The following is a 24,036-nucleotide window of genomic DNA, read 5'->3' as shown; positions in this document are numbered from 1 at the left end:
TTCTCGTGGGTTCATAGCTTCACTCTAGCAAGAGAACCGGGAGAGGTGAGCAAACCACCCAAGGAATTAAAGTTTCCGTCAACAGGTGGGTTGAGGCCTAACCCTTCATGATGGATAATTGTTTCCGGATTACTACCCGGATCAAGTTTCATGATTAACTTACCCCCCCTAAACACGGATACCATTTGGGCGATTCTCAATGAGGAGTTAAGCGATGATACGGTGAATCAATTGGTCTGGTACTATTTGGGCTATCGCTACGATAAAACCAGCCAACAGTGGAACAATGAACAAGTTGCCCCAGAGTGGCGGCAAGATTACCCGGAGCCCCCAGATTTTATCGCCCATCGTCCCCCAACGGTGAAGTTAACGCGCTCTATCCCGGCGGCGAATAAACAACTTTTAAAGGAGGAATTGGGCTTTAAAGGCTATAAGGTGGGGGAGTTCAGCCCCACTCAGGCTAGACGGGCAACGATGGCCAATTGGTTGTTAAGTTATTTACGGGAAAATAGCGGGAGCATGAAAGCCTCCCTCTTTTAAGTGGGGGATGAAATGCGACACGAGCAGTTTTAACCGCCGTGATGTTAATTTCTTTCCGTTGTCAATTTAGCTTTAAGTGCGCTTCGTGAGTGCCTCCAACCCTAGTGAACTACCCCACCCTGCCGAGGCGCGAGGATGGAGCTTCCTGATTCAATGGGAAGTGCTTTCTATACCGAAATATAGCGAGTCTTATCTTCCCTCCCCAGGCAGAAGTCCTAGTTCCTAAGACCCAAATTTTCTCTTGCAACACAGCCCTTTTTAGCTTGGTTTTCGCTTTGGGAGTTAGTGGTCAAGTCCATCCGGTCCCTGCAAGCGAGGAAGGGGAATTCCGCAACATTTTTGTTAAAAACCCGGTTTCTGACCTTGAACTTGAAACCGGGTTTCTTGCACCAGCTTGTTTTCTGCTACAGCTGCCCTAAAACAAGGTCATTGGGAGGTACGAAGCAACCCGTTTCTTTCCCGTTTAGTCTAAACTCCAACTTCACTGGACACTGGCTAAAATCTGCTCATCCACCGAGAAATCAATCTCCGCTTGATCTCGACCCGATGGCAGATAATCGTTCTGGAATGAGTCTTTTAACCCCCCAATCAGGTCAAATTCCGGTTGCCAGTTTAACTCGGTTTTGGCTTTGTGGATGTCGGTGAAAAAGTGCTGCACGCGCAGGGGGAAGGCTTTCCGTTTGCCGAAATCGAATGTTTTGGGGTCAAAATAGACTAATTTCACGCTATCAGGGGCTTTTCCGGCGGCCTCGGCACAAGCGAGGGCTAATCCTTTAAAGGTGACATAACGCTCCCCGGAAATGTTGTATAGCTGACCTTTGGCCGTGTCGTTGCCTAAAATGGCGGCCATGGCGCTGGCTAAGTCTTTGACGTGGCCGAGTTGGGTGATGTGGGTGCCGTCGTAAGGGATGGGAAGGGGGCGATCGCGCACAATCCGATCAAAAAACCACGCCTCTAGGTCATTATAGTTTTGCGGCCCGTAAATATACACCGGACGAACGGAAGTCCAAGGCAATCCTTGCTGGGCTAAATAGGCCTCAGTTTCGTGTTTCCCTTTATGACGACTTTGGGGATCGACGGCATCCCCTTCAATATGGGGCATTTGTTCTGATTTTAAGTAAACCCCGGCCGAACTGACATAGACAAAGTGCTGCACCGTGTCTTTAAATAATTCCACCAGAGGCTGAGTGTCGCTTAATTCCCGGCCGTTATTATCAAAGACCGCATCAAACCGTTGTCCAGCCAGTTTTTCGGTTAAGTCTTGGGGGTTTTTGCGATCGCCATGAATCTGGTCAATTCCCTCTAGAGGGGCGGGTTTATTCCCCCGATTGAACAAAACCACCTCATGACCCTGTTGGGCGAGGATTTTGGTCAAAGACACCCCAATAAACCGAGTCCCCCCCATAATCAACACGCGCATGATTTTCTAGCCTCCTGATTGTTTTTCTCGTTACTGCTGGACTTAGAACTGATTCGTTTCCGATGGTACCTGCACATCCACCGTACCCGGTTTATTTAAGAACAAATTCCCGGCCGCATCATTTTGATAAATACAGGAGATCCTCGGAGAACCGCCATCTAAAGTTCCTGTAAAACCAAACGTATTCATGCGGTTTTTACAGTCTCTCACACTTTGATCCGAGACTAATTTCCGTTGTTCCAAAATTGACCAGTTATTCCGTCGCAAGACACATCCGGGAGTCATTTGGGGCTGGGTCACATAGACATTAAAAGGGTTCAACGTGACAAATACCCGCATATCCGTCACAATGGCACTCGCCCCAAACTGTTGACAGAGGGCAGCATCCGGGGCGCTACGGTCAATTACTTCCCGCGTCGCTACATTGGCCACATTATTGGTGCTAGACGTGATACTCAAGGTCATCCCCAGTCCCACTCCCACAATAAACACCCCAGCGAGGAGGGCTAACATTCCATAATTTAAACGACTCAAGAAACCATCCCCCTCCTTACTTGGAGGACGAGAAGGGGGGGGGGAATCATATCCGCGACTATATCCGGAGTTATAACCGCGCTGATAGGGGGGGGGTGTTCGGCGTTTCATGATGAATGAGCTTAGAGAAACGTTTAGATCAAGTTAGTCTTAATCCAGAGAGGACTAGCTTCTATTCTAGCGTGAGGCTTCACAGGAAACGGCAGGGAGTAGCGATCGCTTTTTGCAAGAGAATTTGATAATCTCGATCCGTCACCGTCACCGTCCCAAACCGTTCTAAATGGGGATTTTGCAACTGAGCATCAAACACCTGAAACCCCCGTCGTCGCAAATGTTCCACCAACCGCACCATCGCCACCTTAGACCCATCGGGAATCCGGTAAAACATCGACTCTCCCACAAATAGCCCACGAATGGCAATCCCCAAAATCCCCCCCGCCAGTTTATCCCCTTCCCACGTCTCAAAACTATGCGCCCATCCCGCTAGATGCAGTTGCCAATATAACGCTTGTAAATCCTCAGAAATCCAAGTCGTCTCCCGCGCTGCACAACCTTCACACACCCCCTTAAAATCGCGGTTAATCGCCGTAGTGAAGCGATTTTGATTCAAAACCCGGCGTAGGGATTTGGGATAGCGGAAACGACCATCTAGGGGGACTATAGCGCGCTGACGGCTTGAATACCAACCCAACTCCCCCTTTTCATCCGCCATTAAAAAATAACCTTGAGAATAGCCTTCAATCAAAGAGGAAATCTGAAAGTCCATGCGGTGCTATGTCATCAGAATCTAAGACGAGATACGCTTAAGGATTAACCTCATCTAAGCATAGCGGATTTTTGCTCCCAAATAAAAGCCTTAAGAGTTACGCTGAGGGCTTGGGTTGTGTTTGGGAGCATCTTGGGGGTTTTCGCAACCCAGAAACCCGGTTTCTTGCCTCCCCTCATTTTCCCCCTATTTCTTGACAGAAACCCAGTTTCTTATTTTGGCTTTAAGGTTCACATCGTCAGGGGGGGATGTTGGGTTGCGCTTCACTTCACCCAACCTACGGAGAACTTGATTGTTGTTGGCTGTAATAGTCACCCTCTTTGACTACACCGATGGACTCTTCTTCCTCATTAATACAACCCGGTTTTTTCACATATTGACACACCCTCGCCCACAATCTCGCACGATTTCCGGGCGCACCTGCGGAAAATAGAACGGTATCTCTGCCTACAATTTTCACCCCGCAAGCGGGACAAACCTGAACACCTGAGTTCGGTTGATGGGTCATGAAGTTAAGCCTAAATCGGGTTTAAATTTGCCCCCAGTTTAAACAAAATTCACCCAATCGGCAGAGAAAAGAAATCAGAATCACTAATCATTCTGATAATCAATAATTATTCAAAATCAACCATCTTTTCCGTTGCCTTAATGTTCTCCATTTTCTTTTTTCCGAGTCACAAAATCCCGTAAACGAGATAAAGCAAAGGTTTGTCCTAAATTTAACGGCAAGAGAGAAACCCCTTCTAAACGAGATTGAACCCAACCCTCTCCCCAGTACCATTCATGATAACCGTCAATACCTTGACTTAAAATCAAACGGAGGGCGTTAGGATAAACCACATCGACATGATGTTCAAGGGTGACAATTCCCAAAGAAGCACGAAAGACTAAATCCGGGTAAAGTTTCTCCGGCAGTCCACGTTCAAACTGTTGGGGTATCAGCCATTGACGAAATAATTCCGGTTTTAGTAAACTATCGGCGATCGCATCAGCCGAGGCATTCACTTCAATCCGAAGATGACTTTTCTGGAAATTCCCAAACATACCGCGTCTTTTAACCTCTCAGGTTCGTGTGATCTGTGAACTAGCGAGTTGCGCCATCGCAGACAGCGCGGGCTTTAGAATGCCCTCAAAACAATGTCCTTTGAACAATAGAGTTTAGACTTCCCCGAATCTAGGCCAGGGAAGTCTATCCCAAGCAGATTAAGCTAAAACATTCAAAGGATCATAGCCTAATTGTTCCATAATACGTTCTCGGGCTAAAACACGATACTCCCAAAAATGCTCACCTGCCGCACATAACCCTAAATACATATTAAGCACTTGGGGTTTTTGCCAGAAAATAACCCACAGTTGCCGCCAAAATTGACCGCGAATTTCGGAACGGCAGATTCCCTGATACCACATCACCTGAAGCACTAAATGAAAGCCTTTCGCCAGAGGAAATTTCATCGTTTGCCGTGGTTTCAAAGGTACACCAATACGCAGACATTGCTCGAAACAACGTTTCAGATACTGTTTCGGTTCATACATTGTCCAAAAACCCTCTACATAGTCTTGGGCAATTTCGGCAATCGGGCGAGTGGGAATAAAATTCATCAGTGTATTTTGATCTCCGGTGGGATGAATTCTCTCACCCATGATCAAACGTTCTTCCCCTTTGAGACGATGCCACAAGGCTGTTAAGGGCGGCGCTTGTAAAATCCCTAACATCGGTTGAGGAATACTGGTTTCTGACACAAATTCTTGAATCCTTGCCCCAGCGCCTGCACGTTCTCCATCAAAACCCAGAATAAATCCGGCATAAATCAGTAAACCTGCATCATTAATTTTACGACAGGCCTCAACGAGGGGCTGGCGTGTGTTTTGCACTTTTCCTGTGACGTGCAGACTCTCTTGATCTGGGGTTTCAATCCCTAGAAAAACGGCATAAAAACCCGATTCCACCATGAGGGAGAGTAATTCATCATCTTCGGCTAAATTTACGGAGGCTTCGGTTAGGAAGGTAAAGGGATAATTATGTTCGGCTAACCAAGGACTTAATGCCCGGAGTAAGCGTTTCACATTGCGCTGATTGCCAATAAAGTTATCATCAACCATGAAAATTGAACCCCGCCAACCGAGATCATAGAGGGTTTGTAATTCGGTTAATATTTGTTCAGGTTCTTTGGTGCGCGGTTTACGACCATACAAAGCAATGATGTCACAGAATTCGCAGTTAAAAGGACACCCCCGGGAGAATTGAACGGCCATCATTAAATAAGCATCCTGCTGGAGTAAATCAAAGCGGGGGATAGGACTTAGGGTGACATCGGGTTTTTCGCTGGATCGGAATAGTCCTGTGGTTTTTCCTTGGGCGATCGCTTCTAAAAACAGAGGAATGGTTAATTCTCCCTCATCTAAAATTAGATAATGTGCGCCGGAATGAATGGCCTCTTCTGGAACAGCTGTGGGATAAGGCCCCCCAACGGCTACTTTTTTACCCAGTTTGACGGCTTTTTGAATCAAATTATGAAAATCCTGTTGTTGAACTAACATGGCAGAAAGGATCACTAAATCACACCAAGCCCAATCTGCGTCTGTTTCTGGGGCAACATTGCGATCGCAAAACCGAATCTGCCAAGTTTTGGGCAACAAAGAGGCCACTGTAATGAGTCCCAAAGGGGGTAAAACCGCTTTGAGTCCCGCAATTTCCATGAAGCGGTCATAAGACCAGAACGATTGGGGAAATTTAGGATAAAGTAATAAGGTTTTCATCAGAATCTTGACCTTTGATCAAGTATGAAGGGTTATTTTTAAGAGGTTTATCATGGCCAAATCAGGAATAAAGCTATCCTCTTCTCCTAGGGGGAATTCATGAATTTTCCCTAGCCAAACCTATGTAGGATTGCCATAGAGGATTGAAGAGTTGAGAGCAACGCCGCCCAACCCCTATCTAAAAAACAAGCTCAAATTCTTGATTTCATGGGATAGCCATTAGGCTCAATCCCCTTAACTTGATCTCAATTCCCTTGTTGTCTGTAATTCCCTAAGCCCAAACTGTTCAACCTTAAGCGTTTAACAGTTGGCTGACTAAGCTTTGCTCTATTTCAACAGACTTGATATAAGCCAAAACCGAGAATAAATGACTTTCCTCCCAACTCTCATTATTCTTCGATCGTTTGTTCAGTTCAAATCAAATTACAGTAATTTTAAAGCGAGTTCACCGTGCAATGGACTAACTAAAATATGCCAATTTTTCACAGCTAATTTTTTAGGGCTACTCTTCATCAAAGATAGAAACATCTTGGAACAGAGTTAGGCACACAGCAAAAATGAAAGACTTATGATTATCCTACGATGAACTCCCTTCTCATTCTATGTAATTCTACTGAAAACGTTGAATGTTTCAATAAAACTTTACATAAGGCTTGCTGAATATGGCTCTAAGCATTATTAAATAACACTTTCAGCCTTTTTAAGAGCGATAAAGTGCAACGTGCATGGGGGTAAGAAATCAAAAATACTGGTATTTTTTCAATTCGGAGTGGAACATTGACTCATCACTGATCAGAGTTCCCCATTGTGGCTTGTGCGGCTTGACGCAAGGCGCGAGTTTGATCTAATAAGGCCTCCATATCTTCCTCAGACAGACGCTGAACATAATTCACCTTAATCTCTTCAATTAAAGCATGGAGTAAGTATTCCATCCGTTCCATACTCTCCTTGGCTTGAATTTCTGAACGCATGGATTGGGTAAAAGTACTAATTAAACGGTCTAACAAACGGTCAAATTCGGGATCTTCTTCTAGGATATGTTGAATCTGTGTGTAGACGATGGAATAAACCTGATGGATGGTTTGTTCTATCACATTTTTGGTTAAGTTTTCTACTCCCGGCAGTTTACTTAGATTTTGATAGCCCGGAATATCAGCAATTGCCTTGTCTAAACTATGATGAATAATCGCCTCCAAGTCCTCACGAGTGGCGGGCAAAACTTGATTAACAATTAACTGCACAATTAAACGAGAAATTTCGGCAACTTCGTTAATATCATTCAGATTGATATAGGGATTAGTGTTCCGTTGTGCTAAAAAATCAGTTAATTCTCCCCGTTGAATTGACCCCTGAACTTGGTTGAGAACTCCCACAACTACCACCTCGGTTAAGTCTTCAGCAATACCGGCTACAAAGCCTTGGCTGGCTTGTCGCTTAATGGTCTTTAAATCGATTAAGTTGGCTTGATTAAGTCGAATTAGAACAGGAATTGCTCGTAATAACCGAATGGAACGTAAGCCAAAAAGAACCGGAGCAAACAGTAAAATATCGTACCAACGCCATAACATAGCATCAAACCAATTTACGCCTGTATGACGACGACTGATGAACCAACTGCGGAGTAAAAATTCAGCAAAAAAAATTAAGGCAAAAGGAAAGTCTAGTAAACCGAAGTTATTGACTGGGCGACCATTTTCTCCGATGGGTCGAAAATAGTTCGTTTCGATGAGGGGGCGAAGTTTGCGGTTAAAAAAATTTAATTCTTGGATAGCATTTCGGGTCGATAAATATTCTTGACTCCAGAAAATTTGGAACGCTTCTTTGGATGAACCCTCTTCTCCCCAGATGTGTTCTCGCATGATGTTTTTAATTTGTTCCAATGTCCCAGTTTTATTGGCAATTAAAAAAGGGTTAGTATCAATCATTTCATCGCTGAGTTGGCGCAAATCTTCGAGAATTTCCGCCACTTCTGGAGAACTTAAACTGGTTTGAATCAGTTCTTCTTCTAAGTCTTCAACGCGCTTTAAATAGGCTTCTGTGTCCCGATGAGGTTCAATGGCTTTTACCCAGTCGTAAGCTTGAGTAATGGGTAAACGATGTACAACAATAGGTTCTTCGGGTATCTCTAGTTGATAACCTCCGAGATTAATACTCAAGAGTCTAACGCGCCCCTGTAACCAAAAATCCCGCAAGGGAACATAGGTAAAGTCAAACACCACAAGAACATAGTTGAGGAAGGCGATAATCGCCATAATTCGCTCAAACCAAAGGCTACCGCCTTTTTTCGGGGAACGTTTGACGGAAGCGCGGGGGCGCATTTGCTTAGATAAACTCATGCTTGAATGATTTGGACTGCCAAAATGAGTCCAGTCTAACATTGAGACTCCTCCCTGTTCCCAAACTTGGCTACTTTGAAAAATAATTGAGAATAGTTGTCATTTATGGTTTTTGTGTTTATAGTGGACAGAAGAAGGGGGGGATTCGACCTCTCTCACTTGGGAAACTGGTTCAGCAATTCGGAGGATGAAACGCAAGCATGGGACAAGCGACGGTAGTCACTGAGGTTAAAACCCCCAAAACCTCGACTTTTGAGCAGGTTGGACAGTTGTTAGGATTTGTGATGAAGGATGGGGAGAAAATCAAGTATTTGCGGTTAGTGATTCACAACCAAGAGTATTGGCTCAAAGTCCCCAAGTCTCTACGGAAAACCTTGGATCCAAGCCTGTATCCGGGCTGTTGGGTGAAAGTCTCAGGGACTCAAAAACGCTCTGGTAAAACGGGAAAATTTAAGTATAAGGCGATCGCACTTCAACCCGTTTTTAATGACTTTCCCTCCCCTTCTCCTCGGGTATCGCCTCCCCCCATACTCTCCACTCCCCCCAGCCAAAAAGCAAAAATTCTCATTTGTCAAAAATCGAATTGTCGCCAACGAGGGGGATCTGGGTTATGTAGTGCTTTAGATGAGTATTTGCGCGATCGCGGTTTAGAAAACCAAGTGCAAATCAAAGCCACAGGTTGCCTCAATCAGTGCAAAAAAGGCCCCGCTATGGTCGTTTTACCCGATAAAGCCAAATATACCCAAGTCACCCCCCGCAAGCTGCCCCAGCTTTTAAATCAACATTTTAATCCTCAGTAGGTAAGAGTCAGGAATCGGGAATCGGGAGTCGGGAATAGGTAATAGGGAATAATTCTCCCCTGCTCCCCAAACCTTCCTCTATTGCACACAACTCAAGTTAAATTTGTATTACGTTAAACCAAGGTTTTCAAATTATTGGCCGTTTCCTGTAAACTGCGTACTCCGATCCTCGTTTGAGCAATACCTGTCGCCGTTTGTTGCGCACCCAGGTTAATATCATCCATTGCTAGGCGTACTTGTTCCGTGGCGGTGGCTTGTTGGCGGGCGGTGAGGGAGATTTGCTCCACATTGAGGGCGATCGCATTAATCCCTTCCACAATATCATCCACTGCCTTGGTTCCGTCTTTCGTCACTTCTACCGTTGAGTAAGCCGTAGTCTGTACTGATTGCAGGATTTGGGTAATACTCACCGCCGATTGACGACTTTGATCGGCCAGCTTCCGGATTTCTGTGGCCACTACCCCAAAACCTTTCCCCGCTTCCCCAGCCCGCACCGCTTCCACAGCCGCGTTAAGGGCTAACATATTGGTTTGACTGGCAATATCCCGGACAACTTCCGTAAACTCGTTAACGCGCCCTAATTGTTCGGTTAAATCTAACACCTGTTTAACGATTTGCTGGGATTTCGCATCCAGATTATCCTTGTCGTTAATCAGATCCCCACTGGCCAAATCTTTCCCATTGGCTCGTACTAAAATATGACGAGCGGCTTTAGCGGCGGCTTCGGCTTGTTCGGCAGACTGTTGGGAAGAGGTGCTTAATTCTTCAATGGTAGCAGTAGTTTGGTTGACAGATGCGGCTTGTTGTGCTGCAATACTTTCCTGTTCTTCGATGGTGGCAGTTATTTCCACAGAAGAGGTGGCGATAGTATTGGCTTCTGAACTAATGCGATGAATCAGGCGATGAATTAAAAACCAACCGACAGCAACCGTACCGAGCAGGGATATAATACTCAGTAGCCCCGCAGTATTTTGTAGAATATCCAGTCGGGCTTGTTGTAGTTCTTGGGCTTCTAAAACAGTTTCGTGTTCTGAAGTGCTAAGAGTATCTAACAAGACTTCAACCCGATCTGAAATACTGCGAATATTAGCCCCTCGCCACTGTTGTAATGCTAGTTCTAAGTTACCTGCTTCCACACTTTGATTAATCCGTTGATTATTCTGTTCCATACGGCTTAATAAGTCATTCAATTCAGCTAAAATAGGCTGTCGTGTAGCATCCGTAATCAAGCGGTTGAGTTCGGTTTGATATCCTTTATACTGTTGCATTAATTCGTTGTAGCGTTCTTGGGCTTCACTATTGGGGTCTAGCAGATAAATTTGATGCGCTTTTAAGCTAAGAACCACACTGAGGGAAAATTTATTGATTGTTTCTTCAATGTTGTAAGATTCTTGTAGATAATTAGTCGATTCTCTCATTTTATTAACATCATTGAGGATAAAAAAAGAGGAAAAAAAGACTAAAATAATAGGAATGGAATAACCGCCAATAATCCAATATCTTAATTTAAACCTGTTACTGTTAATCTGTTCCATAGAACCTCATAATCACTTAATACGATTGAATTTTCATGATGACCCCAGTAAATTCCCCTCAAAATCTTTGGCAATTTTGGATTGATCGCGGTGGTACTTTTACCGATATTGTGGCGAAACGACCCGATGGGGAAATTGTCATTCATAAACTCCTGTCGGAAAACCCGGAACAATACCCAGATGCCCCCCTACAAGGGATTCGGGATATTATGGGGGTTAGTCGAGATCAACCTATTCCCACGGCGGAAATTGAAAGCCTCAAAATGGGGACAACAGTAGCCACCAATGCCCTGTTAGAACATAAAGGCGATCGCGTTGTTTTAGTCGTGACTCAAGGCTTTAAAGACGCTCTCCGCATTGGCTATCAAAACCGTCCTCAGATTTTTGCCCGTGAAATTATTTTACCACGTCTCCTGTACGAAACGGTGATTGAAGCCGTCGAACGGATTGATGCTAGGGGAACTATTCTTACTCCCCTGCAAATTGAAGCCGTCAGGCAAGATTTAGAAATCGCCCATCACGCCGGAATTCGCAGTTGTGCCATTGTTCTGATGCACGGTTATCGCTACCCTGAACATGAACAGGCGATCGCACAACTCGCCCAAGAAATCGGCTTTACTCAAATCTCCGTCTCCCATCAAGTCAGCCCCCTGATGAAGTGGGTCAGTCGGGGAAATACCACAGTGGTTGATGCTTACCTTTCCCCCATTTTACGCCGTTATGTGGATCAAGTGGCGACTTTTTTATGGGGAGAGAAAAACCCCCCCACGCCCACCACCCCCCATTTATTATTTATGCAGTCTAACGGGGGACTCACCGCCGCCCATCGCTTTCAGGGCAAAGATAGCATTCTGTCGGGGCCCGCTGGGGGGATTGTCGGGGCCGTCAAAACCAGTGCGATCGCTGGATATCAAAAAATCATCGGCTTTGATATGGGCGGCACCTCCACCGATGTCAGCCACTATGCCGGAGAATACGAACGCAGCCTAGAAACCGAAATCGCCGGAGTGCGCCTACAAACCCCCATGATGGCCATTCACACCGTCGCCGCCGGGGGCGGTTCCATGATCCACTACGACAGCACCCGCTACCTCGTCGGCCCCCAATCCGCCGGCGCCCATCCCGGCCCCGCGGCCTACGGCAAAGGCGGCCCCCTGACCATCACCGACTGTAATGTAAGAGTGGGGAAACTACAACCCGCCTTTTTCCCCCCCATCTTCGGCCTCCATGGCGATCAGCCTCTCAATACCGCCATTGTGTGGGAAAAATTCGACCAATTAACCGCCGCTATCGACGACGGGAGAACACCGGAACAAGTCGCCAGTGGTTTTTTAGCGATCGCCGTCGAAAAAATGGCCAACGCCATCAAAAAAATCTCCCTGCAACGAGGCTATGATGTCACACAATACACCCTCTGCTGTTTTGGCGGAGCCGGAGGACAACACGCCTGTTTAATTGCCGACGCTTTAGGCATGGAACAAATCCTCATTCACCCCTACGCAGGCGTTCTCTCCGCCTACGGCATCGGCCTAGCCGACATTCGCATCCTGCGGGAAAAGGCCCTAGAATTGCCCCTAAACCCTGCCCTAGAACCCCAACTCAGCCAAGCCTTCCAAGACCTCTCCCAAACCACCCAGGCCGAACTGCGCCAACAATACCCCACCCCACCCCCCATCAGTCAAGAAATCTGCACCCTCCACCTCAAATACCAAGGCACCGACTCCACCCTCCCCATCCACTGGGACAACTACGCCACCATGCAGGCCGAATTTGCCACCCTCCACCACCAACGCTATGGCTTCACCCTCCCCGACAAACCCCTAATCGTCCAATCCCTCTCCCTCGAATTAGTCTGTCCTACCCAAATCCCCCCCGAAAAGACCCACCCCCGCACCACCCCCCACCCCCCCCAACCCCTCACCACCGTTCCCCTCTACACCGCCGACCAATGGCATCAAGCCCCCGTCTACCAACGGGAAGACCTCCAACCCGGTGATATTATTCCCAGTCCCGCCCTGATCATCGAATCCACCGGAACAAATGTCCTTGAACCCGGTTGGCAAGCGGAAGTGAACCCCTACCAGCACCTGATTTTACGCAAAGTCGCCACCCCCGCCCCCTCTCCTAGCGCCATCCCCAGCGCAGATCAAGCCGATCCCGTCCTCCTAGAAATCTTTAATAACCTCTTCCGTTCCATCGCCGAACAAATGGGGACAACCCTCCAAAACACCAGCTATTCTGTCAACATTAAAGAGCGTTTAGACTTCTCCTGTGCCATTTTTGATCAGCAGGGTCAATTAGTCGCCAACGCCCCCCATATCCCCGTTCATTTAGGCTCAATGGGAGAAAGCGTCACCCGGTTAATTGAAAACCAACAAACCCCCTTTAAACCCGGTGATGTGTACGCCCTCAATAACCCCTACAATGGCGGAACCCACCTCCCCGATATTACCGTGATCACCCCCGTTTTTAACCCCCCTGATCTCACCACAAAACCCCTCTTTTATGTCGCCTCTCGCGGGCATCATGCCGACATCGGCGGCATTACCCCCGGTTCCATGCCCCCCCAAAGTCAACAAGTCCAAGAGGAGGGAATTTTAATTGATAATTTCCAATTAGTGGATCAGGGAACGTTCCGAGAACCAGAACTAATTGAGTTATTAACAACCCGTCCCTATCCCGTGCGCAACTTAACCCAAAATATCGCCGACCTACAAGCCCAAATTGCCGCCAATGAAAAGGGCGTGCAAGAACTGCAAAAAATGGTTCAACAATACGGCTTAGAAACCGTGCAAGCTTATATGAGGTATGTTCAAGAAAATGCCGAGCTTTGTGTTCGTCGAGTGATTAATGTCTTGAAAGATGGGGAATTTAGCACAGAATTAGATAGTGGGGAAAAAATTCAAGTTAAAATCACCATTCATCGTGATGAAACCAACCTAAATAATAATCGAGCCGTCCTTGATTTTACCGGAACATCTGCCCAAACTAATAGCAACTATAACGCTCCCTCTGCTATTTGTAAAGCCGCCGTTTTATATGTCTTTCGTAGCCTAATTGATCAAGATATTCCCCTGAATGCTGGGTGCTTAAACCCCCTAGAAATTATTATCCCCCCCGGTTGTTTACTTAACCCTCAATTCCCCGCCGCCGTTGTTGCGGGGAATGTAGAAACCTCTCAACTGATTACCGACTGTTTATATGGAGCGTTAGGCATCATGGCCGCCGCTCAAGGTACCATGAATAACTTCACCTTTGGTAACGAAAAATATCAATATTATGAAACCATTTGTGGCGGTTCCGGTGCCGGGGCAACCTTTAACGGAACCGATGCCGTACAAACCCACATGACCAACTCCCGCCTTACGGATCCTGAAGTGCTAGAATGGCGGTTTCCAGTCCTCTTGAAAAGCTTCACCATTCGCCCCCAGAGTGGCGGAGACGGCTTGTTTAAGGGGGGAAATGGCGTAATTCGTCAAATTCAGGTTTTAGAACCCATGACGGCCGCCATTTTATCCAGTCGCCGACGAGTAGCCCCCTTTGGATTAGCCGGGGGAGAGGCCGGATTACCGGGCAAAAATTACGTTTTACGACAGGGCGAAACCCTAGAAAAATTGGGCAATACAGCGATGGTTGAGCTAGAAGCCGGGGATTGTTTTGTCATTGAAACTCCCGGTGGGGGTGGATTTGGATCCCTAAAAAAAACTTACCCTTAAACATGGGTTAACCTTGACTCCCTACAATTCCCTATGGTGCATGACTTATGCGCTCATCACTGTAGCGGGTTGTCCTCGTTTTGGCAGCAGTCACGGGGTCAGTAGAACCCAATTATTGGGGATTAAGACAGATCATTGTCCCCCTAAGTTCCTTTTGCCCAAATCACACTAACTCAATTACACCAACCCCATTCAACCTCGTTAAATTTCCTAAAGTTTTTGGTTTTTGTTGGGGCAAAAACCCCCTTTTCTCCTCTGCTTAATCTTTGCTTGCACAACAGTATAGTCACATTTTTTTGAGGTCTGATGTTATCTTTAAATTTCCCATCTCAACTGTTTTCTTGGCGTAGCGTCAAACTGCTATCCGTTGCGGCTCTTTCTGCGGGTTTAGTGGCCTGTGGGGGAGAAGTAGCCAATAATAATGGGGAGACAGAAGGCAGTGGTCGGACTTCCACCGTAGCCATTAGTGGCGCGGGGGCAACCTTCCCGGCTCCTCTGTTCCAGCGTTGGTTTGACACCTTCAACCGCCAAGTAGACTCTATGGTTCAAGTGAGTTACCAATCCGTCGGCAGTGGTGCAGGGTTGGAACAGTATATCAACGGAACTGTGGACTTTGGGGCCAGTGAAGCGCCGATTACTGAATCCGCCGACCGTTTAAAATCCTTTAAAGATGCTTACCCCTACGAACCTCTGCAACTGCCTTTAGTCGGGGGGTATGTGATTTTTGCTTATAATCTGCCGGGGGTGGATGCCGAATTGAAACTGTCCCGGACGACCTACTGCGGGATTGTGGGCGGTACGATCACCAACTGGAATGATCCGGCGATCGCCACCGATAACGAAGGCGTAGAATTTCCCAATCAACCGATCACCTTTGTCCACCGTTCCGACGGTTCCGGGACTACCTTCGTCTTCACCAATCACCTCGACACCATTTGTCCCGATTGGCCCGCCGGAGCCGGTACCTCTGTAGACTGGCCCGTTGGCATTGGTGGTCAAGGGAATGAAGGGGTAGCCGCCGGGATCCAACAAAATGAAGGAGCCATCGGCTATCTGTCCTACGCTTACGCTAAATTGAACGACATTCCCGTTGCTCGCATTGAAAACAAAGCGGGCAACTTCCCCGATCCCCTGCCAGCCAATGCGTCCTTAGCCTTTGAAGGGGTTGAGATGCCCGATGATTTCGCCCTGCTGGTTCCCGATCCTGAACATCCCGACGCTTACCCCATCTCTGGTTTAGTGTGGGTGATGGTTTATCGGGAATATAGCGATGCCAATAAATGGGATGCACTCAAAGAAGTGTTAGAGTGGACCCTCGGCCCCGAAGGGCGCGCCATTACCGAAGAGTTGTACTATGTGCCGATGCCCGATAGTATCGTGACTCGGATCAAAAAAGAATTAGATGCCGTTAAAGTGAACTAGCCCTGATTGGATTATGCCGTTCGCCTAGGGCTCCGAAGAAAAAGCCGCCGGGTTTCTTGCCTAAATCTTGGTTAAACTACCAAAATAGTCCTAGAAACCCGGTTTTTTGCTCTCTGGGTTTTGTTTTTTATTCCACGCCATCATGACAACCTTTGACGATATACAGGATAAAGTTTCTGCTCCCAGTCTAGAGAAAAAAATTAGTAGCGATCGCGTCCTAGATGTAGGCTTTTGGGGGTTAACCCTCCTCCTCGCCATCAGTGCCGGAGCCGTCTTAATTTGGGTGATCCTACAAACCGCTAACTCCAGCATTCCCGCCATTCAGCAGTTTGGTCTAGAGTTCCTAACCACCAAGACCTGGAACCCCGTCACCAACATTTACGGCGTACTACCCCAAATCTATGGCACCCTCGTCACCTCCTTTATTGCCCTCCTGATTGCCATTCCTGTAGGTGTCGGTGTGGCCGTCTTCCTGACTGAGGATTTTGTCCCCCGCTACATTACTACCCCTATCGCCTTCGCCATCGAGTTAATCGTAGCCATTCCCAGCGTAGTCCTAGGACTCTGGGGAATTTTCGTCTTAATTCCCTTCCTGCGCCCCTTCTTTCAATTCCTCAATAACAATTTTGGCTGGATTCCCATTTTTAGTGGTGGCGCACCTCGCGGAAACAACCTTTTCGTCGTGGGTTTAGTCCTCTCCCTGATGATTGTTCCCCTGATTATCTCCATCACCCGCAGCACCTTTGAAGTGTTGCCCCCCTCCCTCCGTGCTGGTTCCTTGGCCTTGGGTGCCACTCGTTGGGAAACCATCCTCAAAGTGCTAATTCCCGCCGGCCTTTCCGGGATTATTAGTTCCGTGATGTTGGCAATGGGACGCGCCATGGGGGAAACCATGGTAGCCGCCATGATGGTAGGTAATGCCAACCGTATTGATGTTTCCATTCTTCAGCCCGGTTCCACCATTACCGCCCTCATCGCCTCCCAGTTTGGGGAAGCTGGACGCTTGCAAGTTTCCGCCCTGATGTATGCAGGTTTGGTCTTAATGGTTCTCTCCCTAATCGTGAATATTTTGGCTGAGTTAATCATTCGTCGCTTCCAAAATATTGAATAAATCCCCCGCTAGGGGTAAATCTTGTTCCTTCCAGAGTAAATAACCTTAGACACCGTGGAAAATCAGCCCTCACCTATTCCTAATCAGCGTCTATTTGACCTATCTAAAAAATCAGTCGCCCTCCATCGGCGAATCTTGAGTATTACTCTCACCTCACTAACCTTTATTTTCACCAGTGCCATTTTAATTCCCCTGTTTATGGTGGTGATTAATGTCTCCGCTAGAGGGGTGAATCAACTCAAGTTTCCCGATACCTTCACCCAACTACCTCCCCCTCCCGGTTTAACAGAAGGGGGGTTTGGTCATGCCATTATCGGCACCTTAATCACCCTCGCCATTGCCAGTGCTATTGCGGTTCCCTTTGGCATCTTATCGGCCATTTATTTAGCTGAGTTTGGTCGGGGGAGTAAAATCGCCTATCTGGTCAAATTTTCCGCCAACGTTTTAACCGGGGTTCCGGCTATCTTATGCGGTCTATTTGCCTACTCCATTGTGGTGATGCCTATGGGAGGGTTTTCCGCCTTTTCTGGTGGTGTGGCGTTGGCGGTGTTGATGTTACCGATTATTGTTCGGGCAACAGAAGAAGCCTTATTATTGGTTCCCAATGAAATGCGTCAGGCTGCCATTGGGGTAGGTTCTACCCGCTTCCAGATGGTGATTTCCATTGTCATTCCGGCCGCCCTCCCAGCAATTATTACTGGGGTAGTTTTGGCCTTAGCACGGGCAGCCGGGGAAGCGGCGCCTTTATTATTTACGGCGTTTAATAATAATTTTTGGTCAACGGATCCCAGTCGGCCCGTGGCGACTTTGCCTGTGTTGATTTATTTCTTCTCGATTATTCCCTATAAGGCCTCTCAAGATTTAGCTTGGGCGGCGGCAATGGTTTTAGTGGCTATTGTGTTAATTTTCAGTATTGTGGCGCGTTTGGCGGGCAAACAGAAGGCCTTTTATAGCTAGGGTTGGCTGAATAAGTGGGAGAGTCGGGAATCGGGAGTCGAGGAATCAAGAATTATTCCCTATTCCCTCTCCCCTGTTCCCTGTTCCCCACCCGGAGCAGAGTTATTCAGCAAGCCCTAGGCAATAAGTAATAATTCTCCGACTCCCCCCTATTGCAAGAGTGGCTCTTGCCTCTTTCCTACCAAGGCATTGATCTACTATAAATTGTTTGGATATGCTGTTTCATACCGCGATCCGTAACAGTAACAAGATTTTGACAGAAAGCATCAACATCCTTAATAGCTTGAGCCGTGAGCCGAACTCTTCCCGTAGGGGTTTGAGTCCAAGAAAATGCAGGAATACTAAAGCCATGTGCAAAACTGTGCCGTACTTTCATAATTTCGTTGAGTTTTTCACGAACCCTAACCCCATTCATATTTCTGGCTGGCCAAACCCAATCTCCGATAGGATCATAACCAGTATATTGTACTAAAAGGTTACGGGTGTTCTCTGCATTGGGTGTATTGAATCTTTTAAGTTCCCGTTCAGCATTCCCTTTCGCCACAGAATGTACAGCATGGAATTGGGAATCTAAGGGATTCGCCGTTGCATCGAAAAAATTTCTTACCAGTTCATTGATGTAAGCATCCCATGCCGCAATAAATGCGGCAAGAGCGGAGTGATAGTAAACTTGAGTTTGAGTCCGTGATATTGGTCGCAACCGAAGATCAGTTGCTGTTGATCGAAGAATTCGAGCCTGTTCGGAGGCGATCTGATACTTAATAGCTGCTGGTGAAGGCACAGTAATAATCTTAGAGACAGTCTACAAATTCCTCAAGTGCGGTTCGGTATCTATCCAGAGGATCTTTATTCAATTGCACCCGTTCTTCCACAATTATTTTGGGACCCGATTTGAGTTTGTGCAAAGGAGTGCCAGTATGAGCAGCTACCACACAAGCACTATGATAATCAGGAATAGAGATAAAACTTTTGCTAGGCAATTCTTTAGATATCGCATAAATATGACGATGTTTCTGATGTAGAGCATCCATCGTCTGCTTAATTGTTTTGTTGACCGCTTGAAACGCTTTGCTGGGGTTTCCTTCAAATAAAGTCACCCGGTTACTCACAAATGTATGTAACTTTGGAATATCTAATCCCTCTTCTTTTGCTCGTTTAGCAAAGCTAATTCGTGCATAGGTTTCAGTTAATGGATCGCTGATACCATAGAGAAGTGCCACGACATTCTCTAGAGCGCGACGGGAACTATCATCAGCCGTGAATGGGATCACTAAATTTTCTGCGGCAACCAGAGCAAGCTGTGTATAAACAGCAAAACTCGGATTACAATCAATCACAAATAAAGTGTCCCGATTCCCACTTTTTTTGCGCAGAGCAACAGTCAGGTCTTTGATCCAAGTAAGTACCTGTTTCCAAGCATCAATAGGGATTGAAAGTTGGGAGGTTTGGCGGATTGCTTCAGAGAGTATTTCCAAGAGATTGTCACCACATACAAGTTTTAAATTCTTCGGTATATTAGAATTAAAATCTCTAGCTTCACAGACATAGGGAGAAATATCAGGGAGCATCATAAAAGGCGAATTCAGACGTGCTTCTAGGTAGCCTGCTACTGTTGCTCGTGGTTTTTTCTGAATTAACGAGTTTAGGGCCTTTGGACTATTAGGATTTCCCCCAAGTATAGTTTCTGAGACATTGGCTTGTGGACATAAATCAATGACATAGACATCTGTATCAGGGTGACGGTAAGCATATTCGGAAGCCGCTACAAAGCAAAGAAAGCTTTTTCCTACTCCACCTTTATTGTTCCAGAAAGCGTATGAAGTCATTTGAGTGAACCGTTTCTATCAACGTTAGTATAAATTATTGGTGCGTCCGTTAGCCCTCGTCTGTCACTTTCCGGTTTTTCGAGGGAACGCTGATAGACCTAGATGAAGAATCAACGATCAAGCTGGGGGAAAAATCAGCCGCAAGTAGGGGTTTTCAGGGGTGGGATGCTGATGGTCTGGGATTCATGTAGACTAAAATAGGTGTTTTTAGCCCAGTGAGTGAACTCCCCATGATGGATCTGAGTGTTTTAAGTTTAGATGTGGCCACAACTTTAACCGCCTTGTTGTATCTGGTGTTGAGTGGCTTATATTTGTTGATTCTCCCTTCAGTTCTCTATTGGTATTTGAATCAACGTTGGTATGTGGCGAGTTCTGTGGAACGGACGGTGATGTATTTCTTTGTCTTCTTCCTGTTCCCCGGACTGTTGTTACTCTCGCCCTTCCTCAATTTTCGCCCGAAACGCCGTCAAGTGGGAGTCTAACAGAGAAGATGCGACGAATTGATGCGATCGCCTTCACCTTAGTGATTTTCGGGGGCGGTGCTGTTCTCTACTGGGGGTTTCAATGGTTCGGACTCGATGGTATTCAAGCCGGAATCTGGACACAAGCCTTGATGGTGATGGGGCTGTTAGGCTGGTTAGGTACCTATTTATTCCGGGTCGGTACGGGTAAAATGACCTATCATCAACAGTTGAAGGATTACGAGGACGCGGTTCTACAAAAGCGTTTAGAGGAAATGAGTCCTGACGAGTTAGCCCAACTTCAAGCCGAAATTGAGCAAGAAGAGCGCGGCCACCCTTCCCAGTCTGAGACGTGAAGCGACCTCATCCCCTGCACCAAATTCTGATAAGATCAAAAGTCTGAGTCTTTCACCTTCAACCCCCCATGACCTCTGTTTCTGATTGTTTCCAAGCCCTGAAAAAACAAGGAACTTGCGCCCTGATCCCCTTTATTACGGCCGGAGATCCAGATTTAGGGACGACAGCCCAAGCCTTAAGAGTATTAGATCAATCGGGGGCGGATTTAATTGAGTTAGGGGTGCCGTACTCGGATCCCTTAGCAGATGGTCCGGTGATTCAAGCGGCGGCTACCCGTGCGTTACAACAGGGGGTGACACTGGATAAGGTGTTAGAGGTGGTTAAGTCGGTACAGGGAGAGGTCAAGGCTCCCATTGTTTTGTTTACTTACTACAACCCCATTTTTTATCGAGGGGTTGAAAATTTTCTCGCCCAAGTGGCTCAAGCGGGTGTGAAAGGTTTGGTCGTGCCGGATTTACCCTTAGAAGAAGCCGAGGTTTTGTTAAAACCGGCGGCGGCTCAAGGGATTGATGTAACGTTATTAGTGGCTCCAACGAGTCCGAAAGAACGGATTGAGGCGATCGCACAACAATCCCAAGGCTTTATTTATCTCGTTAGTGTTACAGGAGTAACGGGAACTCGTACCGAAGTCGCCTCTAGAGTCAAAGATATTCTTCCCGCCCTACGGGATCTGACAGACAAGCCCATTGGTGTTGGATTTGGTATTTCTCAGCCAGAACACGCCCAACAAATCAAGGCTTGGGGGGCAGATGCGGTCATTGTGGGCAGTGCCTTTGTGAAACGCCTCGCCGAAAATTCCCCGGAAGAGGGATTAAAAGCCATTGGGGAATTTTGCCAAAGTTTAAAGGCCGCGATTGTCTCCTAATAAATTCCCAATGTAGCGAATCCCCGCCAGGTGTCCTTGTGGTCAGCGTCGGGAGGAAGTCACAGGCGAGAGTAAGATTCCATCACCACCGCCCGATAGCGCACCACACCGGACTGCTTACTATCGAGACAACGCGCCACCCCTCGGGATAAATCAAGGGTGCGAGGATAGATATAAGGCCCCCGGTCATTAATCCGCACAATCACGCTCTCCTGACTTTCTAAATTTGTCACCTTGAGATAGGTATTAAAAGGTAAATAGGGATGAGCGGCAGTAAAGGCCTCTTGATCATAGATTTCCCCATTGGCCGTCATACGACCATGAAAATAAGGCCCATACCAAGATGCTAACCCCTCAAACTGACGACGGGTTTCGACTAAACTGTACATAGCCCGTTGAGCTTCCACCAAACTCAAAGCCTCAGCGCCCAGTGCTTGACGGAGATGATTCACCCAATGAATAACCATTAATTCCCGATGGGGTTCTTCAAGCGGTGTAATATTAGAATCCACTAAAAATAAAAGGCGATCGCCCGCCATCCCCGCCGGATTGCCTCCTAGCAGACTGGGCTTAATCTCCGTCGGATCCAAGTCCTCCTTATTCAGCAAATACCGTAAACGCTCGGCTAAATCTTCAATCTGTTGACGGTTTTCTAATTTCATCACCGTCTGACCATTAACCAAAAGATGAAACTCCTCCCGATGCTTGGAAGGAGTTTCAGGTTGCGATCGCCCGCTCACCCATTGTAATCGCTCAGGAACAGTTAGCTTGCGGGTTTCACCATTAACCACCTGAGCAATTTTCACCACATTCCCCGCCTCCTGAGTCATTTTTGACCAATGAAACACATTCTCAACGACCTGACTTAAACGTTCTCTCAGGCTAGTCTGATGGGTTAATTTAGGCTGAGACTGCCCTAACTTCTCCGTCTGCGGTCGCTGGGACCATTGAGCCGTAGAAGACCAAGCCGGAGGACAGAAGCCATCCTGAGCGGAATTTTGCCAAGAGACTATTTTTCCCCGTAAGGGGCGGGGGACTCCTTCATAGGAACGAAAATCCGTTTCCCAACTCGAAAGCGTCTCAGGCAAACGCTGGAATGCCACCTCAAGAGGTGGTTCCTGACCCCGATTGTAGCCGCCAAGATGTAACCCCGTGGTTGCCCAAGACCATTGCCAAGGGGCAGAGGGCATCCATGAACCCCAATCTGAAGAATAACTCAATAAATGACTATTTTTAGGAGCAGAGGCTAGACGTAATCCTGTTAAACGAGAGTCTGTCAGGATAAATTGGCTAAACCCTAGTAAGATCCCGACACAGGATGTCACCCAGGCTAGTCTGAAAAAAGTCATGAGCAGTATTTTTTAAAGACGACACACCAGTGAGGAACGAAACGTACCTTAGTATACATAATTTCCTCGGGGATCAAGAAAATTTTGATCCCCGCCCTTCTCAAAGCGGCTGGTTGCCTGTTGACAGAGCGCAGGGAATCGGGAAAAGTGAGTAGGGGACTATCCCGCCCCAGCCCTTAAAATCCTACCTTTTGGTAGGGGAGCAGGAGGCCAAAACTCCCCTATCTTATCGATTTCTTCTCTATTCTCAAAACCTTTATGCCGCACTTGATTCCCTTTTATATTGTGGATGTTTTCGCCGTGGGAGCTTATACGGGAAACCCGCTTGCCGTCATCACTTCAGCCCATACCTTAGACGATCAACAGATGCAGGCGATCGCCCGAGAAATGAATTATTCTGAAACCACCTTTATCCTCAGTAATACCCCCCGATCCGGTGGCTACGACGTGCGCATTTTCACCCCAAAACAAGAACTCCCCTTTGCCGGACACCCCACCCTCGGCACCGCTTACATCCTCAAGGAAAAAATTCTCTCCTCCCCCCCAGATACCCTCACCCTAAATCTAAAAGTCGGCCCGATCCCCGTCACCATTCAAGGGGATCATCCCTTGGGTGAAATCCTCTGGATGCAGCAAAATCCGCCCCAATTTGGTGACACCTTCCCCCCAGAAACCTTGGCCCCTATCCTCAATCTCCCCCCAGAAGCCATTGATCCCCGCTTCCCCATTCAAGCGGTATCTACGGGGGTTCCCTTTATTATTGTTCCCCTCAAAACTCTCTCCGATGTCCAACAAATTCAGCTTCAGCGTGACCGTTATTTTGAGCTAATTACAAACAGCGAGGCTAAATGTATTTTAGTCTTTTGTCCAGAAACCTATCGGAGGGAGCATCAACTCAATGTCCGTGTTTTTGCTGACTATTTAGGCATCCCAGAAGATCCTGCCACAGGCAGCGCTAACGGGTGTCTCGCTGGTTATTTAGCCGAACATAATTATTTCAATCAACCGACGGTAGACCTACAGGTTGAACAAGGCTATGAAATTGAGCGTCCCTCCTTACTTTTTTTAAAGGCAAAACCGAAAACAGAGGGGATCGATGTACATATTGGGGGGCAAGTCGTGATGATTGCCCAAGGGGAATTGTTCGTTTAATCGGTTAAGACGGCTAATTCCTCGCCCTTGTGATTCCACAGTCGGGCTGTTTGATCCTCAGAAGTGGTCACAATACGCTGCCCATCTGGGCTGAATTGGGCAGACCTAACCCAGTCCGAGTGACCTCGCAAT

At 47.1% G+C, this 24,036-nt stretch carries 21 protein-coding genes and 1 pseudogene; 10 read left to right on the top strand and 12 right to left on the bottom strand.

Going from position 1 to position 24,036, the window contains the following annotated elements; translation table 11 throughout:
* Nucleotides 1-150: 150 nt before the first annotated feature.
* Nucleotides 151-540, top strand: a complete 390-nt coding sequence (locus tag SPI9445_RS0120550) for a DUF1823 family protein (protein WP_017306670.1) — start codon at nt 151-153, stop codon at nt 538-540.
* Between the two features lie 481 nt (nt 541-1,021).
* Here SPI9445_RS0120550 and SPI9445_RS0120545 read toward each other — a convergent pair whose 3' ends face one another.
* The 7 genes from SPI9445_RS0120545 to SPI9445_RS0120510 form a co-directional block, all read right to left on the bottom strand.
* Nucleotides 1,022-1,960 carry an NAD-dependent epimerase/dehydratase family protein gene (locus SPI9445_RS0120545; protein WP_017306669.1) on the bottom strand — a complete coding sequence of 313 codons (939 nt, stop codon included), beginning with the start codon at nt 1,958-1,960 and terminating at the stop codon, nt 1,022-1,024.
* Nucleotides 1,961-2,002: 42 nt separating this feature from the next.
* A complete protein-coding gene (locus SPI9445_RS0120540; protein ID WP_017306668.1) occupies nt 2,003-2,605 on the bottom strand; it encodes a DUF3172 domain-containing protein in 603 nt (200 codons plus the stop codon).
* A 79-nt stretch (nt 2,606-2,684) separates the two neighbouring features.
* On the bottom strand, nt 2,685-3,260 hold the full coding sequence (aat, locus tag SPI9445_RS0120535; RefSeq protein WP_017306667.1) for a leucyl/phenylalanyl-tRNA--protein transferase: 576 nt from the start codon (nt 3,258-3,260) through the stop codon (nt 2,685-2,687).
* Nucleotides 3,261-3,537: 277 nt separating this feature from the next.
* Nucleotides 3,538-3,768: an NblD family protein gene (gene nblD, locus SPI9445_RS0120525; RefSeq protein ID WP_017306665.1), complete on the bottom strand. Its 231-nt coding sequence runs from the start codon at nt 3,766-3,768 to the stop codon at nt 3,538-3,540.
* Between the two features lie 137 nt (nt 3,769-3,905).
* A complete protein-coding gene (locus tag SPI9445_RS0120520; RefSeq protein WP_017306664.1) occupies nt 3,906-4,304 on the bottom strand; it encodes a hypothetical protein in 399 nt (132 codons plus the stop codon).
* A gap of 159 nt (nt 4,305-4,463) precedes the next feature.
* Nucleotides 4,464-6,017: a B12-binding domain-containing radical SAM protein gene (locus SPI9445_RS0120515; protein ID WP_017306663.1), complete on the bottom strand. Its 1,554-nt coding sequence runs from the start codon at nt 6,015-6,017 to the stop codon at nt 4,464-4,466.
* Nucleotides 6,018-6,802: 785 nt separating this feature from the next.
* On the bottom strand, nt 6,803-8,395 hold the full coding sequence (locus tag SPI9445_RS0120510) for a hypothetical protein (protein ID WP_017306662.1): 1,593 nt from the start codon (nt 8,393-8,395) through the stop codon (nt 6,803-6,805).
* Nucleotides 8,396-8,553: 158 nt separating this feature from the next.
* On the opposite strand from SPI9445_RS0120510, the gene SPI9445_RS0120505 reads away from it, so the two are divergent.
* The gene (locus tag SPI9445_RS0120505; RefSeq protein WP_017306661.1) at nt 8,554-9,153 is read left to right on the top strand and encodes a (2Fe-2S) ferredoxin domain-containing protein; all 600 of its coding nucleotides are present in this window, start codon (nt 8,554-8,556) and stop codon (nt 9,151-9,153) included.
* Nucleotides 9,154-9,266: 113 nt separating this feature from the next.
* Here SPI9445_RS0120505 and SPI9445_RS27860 read toward each other — a convergent pair whose 3' ends face one another.
* Nucleotides 9,267-10,688, bottom strand: coding sequence for a methyl-accepting chemotaxis protein (locus SPI9445_RS27860; RefSeq protein WP_017306660.1), 1,422 nt, complete (start codon nt 10,686-10,688; stop codon nt 9,267-9,269).
* A gap of 38 nt (nt 10,689-10,726) precedes the next feature.
* On the opposite strand from SPI9445_RS27860, the gene SPI9445_RS0120495 reads away from it, so the two are divergent.
* The 4 genes from SPI9445_RS0120495 to pstA all read left to right on the top strand — a co-directional run bounded on the left by SPI9445_RS0120495 (nt 10,727) and on the right by pstA (nt 17,894).
* Nucleotides 10,727-14,404, top strand: coding sequence for a hydantoinase B/oxoprolinase family protein (locus SPI9445_RS0120495; protein WP_017306659.1), 3,678 nt, complete (start codon nt 10,727-10,729; stop codon nt 14,402-14,404).
* 306 nt (nt 14,405-14,710) lie between these two features.
* Nucleotides 14,711-15,826 carry a phosphate ABC transporter substrate-binding protein PstS gene (gene pstS, locus SPI9445_RS0120490; protein WP_017306658.1) on the top strand — a complete coding sequence of 372 codons (1,116 nt, stop codon included), beginning with the start codon at nt 14,711-14,713 and terminating at the stop codon, nt 15,824-15,826.
* Nucleotides 15,827-15,968: 142 nt separating this feature from the next.
* Nucleotides 15,969-16,937 carry a phosphate ABC transporter permease subunit PstC gene (gene pstC, locus SPI9445_RS0120485; RefSeq protein ID WP_017306657.1) on the top strand — a complete coding sequence of 323 codons (969 nt, stop codon included), beginning with the start codon at nt 15,969-15,971 and terminating at the stop codon, nt 16,935-16,937.
* A gap of 54 nt (nt 16,938-16,991) precedes the next feature.
* On the top strand, nt 16,992-17,894 hold the full coding sequence (gene pstA / locus SPI9445_RS0120480; protein WP_017306656.1) for a phosphate ABC transporter permease PstA: 903 nt from the start codon (nt 16,992-16,994) through the stop codon (nt 17,892-17,894).
* A gap of 178 nt (nt 17,895-18,072) precedes the next feature.
* Here the strand turns inward: pstA and SPI9445_RS0120475 are convergent, their stop codons facing one another.
* Complete coding sequence (locus tag SPI9445_RS0120475) at nt 18,073-18,675, bottom strand: HEPN domain-containing protein (protein ID WP_017306655.1); 603 nt, start codon at nt 18,673-18,675, stop codon at nt 18,073-18,075.
* Nucleotides 18,676-18,685: 10 nt separating this feature from the next.
* A complete protein-coding gene (locus SPI9445_RS0120470) occupies nt 18,686-19,720 on the bottom strand; it encodes a ParA family protein (RefSeq protein ID WP_017306654.1) in 1,035 nt (344 codons plus the stop codon).
* A gap of 230 nt (nt 19,721-19,950) precedes the next feature.
* Here SPI9445_RS0120470 and ndhL point away from each other — a divergent pair, with 230 nt between their 5' ends.
* From ndhL to trpA, 3 genes are all read left to right on the top strand, one after another.
* The gene (gene ndhL / locus SPI9445_RS0120465; RefSeq protein WP_272943245.1) at nt 19,951-20,202 is read left to right on the top strand and encodes an NAD(P)H-quinone oxidoreductase subunit L; all 252 of its coding nucleotides are present in this window, start codon (nt 19,951-19,953) and stop codon (nt 20,200-20,202) included.
* A gap of 8 nt (nt 20,203-20,210) precedes the next feature.
* Nucleotides 20,211-20,537, top strand: coding sequence for a DUF3007 family protein (locus SPI9445_RS0120460; protein WP_017306652.1), 327 nt, complete (start codon nt 20,211-20,213; stop codon nt 20,535-20,537).
* Between the two features lie 68 nt (nt 20,538-20,605).
* Nucleotides 20,606-21,403, top strand: coding sequence for a tryptophan synthase subunit alpha (gene trpA, locus SPI9445_RS0120455; protein ID WP_017306651.1), 798 nt, complete (start codon nt 20,606-20,608; stop codon nt 21,401-21,403).
* A gap of 59 nt (nt 21,404-21,462) precedes the next feature.
* Here the strand turns inward: trpA and SPI9445_RS27855 are convergent, their stop codons facing one another.
* Entirely contained in the window at nt 21,463-22,752 is a 1,290-nt protein-coding gene (locus SPI9445_RS27855; protein ID WP_017306650.1) for a septal ring lytic transglycosylase RlpA family protein, read from the bottom strand.
* Between the two features lie 258 nt (nt 22,753-23,010).
* Here SPI9445_RS27855 and SPI9445_RS0120445 point away from each other — a divergent pair, with 258 nt between their 5' ends.
* The gene (locus tag SPI9445_RS0120445) at nt 23,011-23,904 is read left to right on the top strand and encodes a PhzF family phenazine biosynthesis protein (RefSeq protein ID WP_017306649.1); all 894 of its coding nucleotides are present in this window, start codon (nt 23,011-23,013) and stop codon (nt 23,902-23,904) included.
* A gap of 35 nt (nt 23,905-23,939) precedes the next feature.
* On the opposite strand, the pseudogene SPI9445_RS32295 reads toward SPI9445_RS0120445, so the two are convergent.
* Nucleotides 23,940-24,035, bottom strand: a pseudogene (locus SPI9445_RS32295) (hypothetical protein); the annotation flags it as partial.
* Nucleotide 24,036 lies beyond the last annotated feature (1 nt).

The sequence above is a fragment of the Spirulina subsalsa PCC 9445 genome (assembly GCF_000314005.1).
In the GTDB taxonomy this organism is placed as follows: domain Bacteria; phylum Cyanobacteriota; class Cyanobacteriia; order Cyanobacteriales; family Spirulinaceae; genus Spirulina_A; species Spirulina_A subsalsa.
This window is presented reverse-complemented; position numbering and strand designations above follow the sequence as displayed.